Source organism: Corynebacterium tuberculostearicum (genome assembly GCF_032821615.1).
GTDB lineage: Bacteria > Actinomycetota > Actinomycetes > Mycobacteriales > Mycobacteriaceae > Corynebacterium > Corynebacterium tuberculostearicum_H.
Window position 1 is genome coordinate 1 of sequence record NZ_JAVBIF010000046.1, and the last position, 1,307, is coordinate 1,307.

Genomic DNA, 1,307 nt, shown 5'->3' on the forward strand with positions numbered 1-1,307 from the left:
TGAAGTGCCCCGAGTTTTGTTCCTAGGCATTTGCCTTGATTTCTATTATTTCTTGCGGCGGGTTCTGCTTCCAAAAATCGGTTTCCACTTCGACTGGGGTTCGGTATCCCAAGCTTTGGTGAAGCCTCATCTCGTTCCACCATGACACCCACTCGAACGTCGCGATTTCTACCTCGACAACATCATCCCACCTGCGAGTATGGATCAGCTCGTTCTTGTAGGAGCCGTTAACGTTTTCAGCCAGAGCATTGTCATAAGAATCCCCGACAGTTCCGGTGGAAGCGGCAATCCCGTGCTGGGCAAGGCGCTCGTTGTAGACCACGCTGACGTACTGCGAGCCGTGATCCGAATGGTGAATGAGACCTGTTGTTTCCTCAGCACACACGATCGCCTGATTAAGAGCTTGCAGCGGCAACGCTTCGGTGCGCATGGAGTCTGATAACGCCCACCCAACGATCCGTCGGGAGTAAACGTCGGTGACAAACGCGGCATACACAAAGCCTTTCTTCGTGCGCACATACGTAATGTCAGCCACCCACAGTTTGTTCGGGCCGGGGGCTTTGAACTCACGCTCGACCAAGTCTGGGCGCAGATCAGGCACGTTAGGCTTACGGGTTGTGAGAGGTGATCTGCCTTTGCCTTTGCCAGAAACACCGGCCAAGCGCATTAAACGGGCAGTTTGTTCACGACCGATATCAATTCCGTCACGGCGGAGAGCATGCCACATTTTCCGTACACCGTAGACACCGTAATTATCCCGATGAACAGTTCTAATGCGTTCGACCAGCACAGCATCACGAAGGCGACGAGCACTTAATCCACGGGCCTTGGACTGGCGATAGCCACGCGAGGTGATGAACCCACCAGCCCGGTTATTCTTCAACGTCTTACAGATGAACTCGACAGAGAAACGAACCCGGTATTCATCGATGAACCGGATCATTTCCGACGTTTTGGGTCGAGTTCCGACGCGAAAAAAGCTGAAGCGGCCTTCAGCAGCTCATTAGTGTCGCGTAGCTCTTGATTTTCACGACGCAGCCTCGCGTTTTCCGCGGCCAAATCTTCAGGCACAGGTTCTGGGATGTTTCCCGCACGACGGGCCTGTTGAGTCCATTGACGGGCCGTATGCCATGAAACCCCCAGCTTTGGAGCTACTGCCTGGCACGCGGCTTGCATCGACATATTTTCTGCCAAGATGCGATCTTCCACGAGACGGACCACACGGTCCTTTGCATCCTGGTCAAATTTTCTTGGCATATTCCAGATTTTCCCATCTACTTAAACGGAACAAAACCTGGGACACTTCA

1 protein-coding gene is annotated in these 1,307 nt (G+C 53.2%); it reads right to left on the reverse strand.

What is annotated here, in order from left to right:
- Nucleotides 1–22 precede the first annotated feature (22 nt).
- Nucleotides 23–1,257, reverse strand: a protein-coding gene (locus RAE09_RS11805; protein WP_239194158.1) for an IS3 family transposase whose coding sequence is annotated in 2 segments (ribosomal slippage) — nucleotides 23–969 and nucleotides 969–1,257 — 1,236 coding nt in all. Because the reading frame shifts where the segments join, the coding sequence is not laid out codon by codon here.
- Nucleotides 1,258–1,307 lie beyond the last annotated feature (50 nt).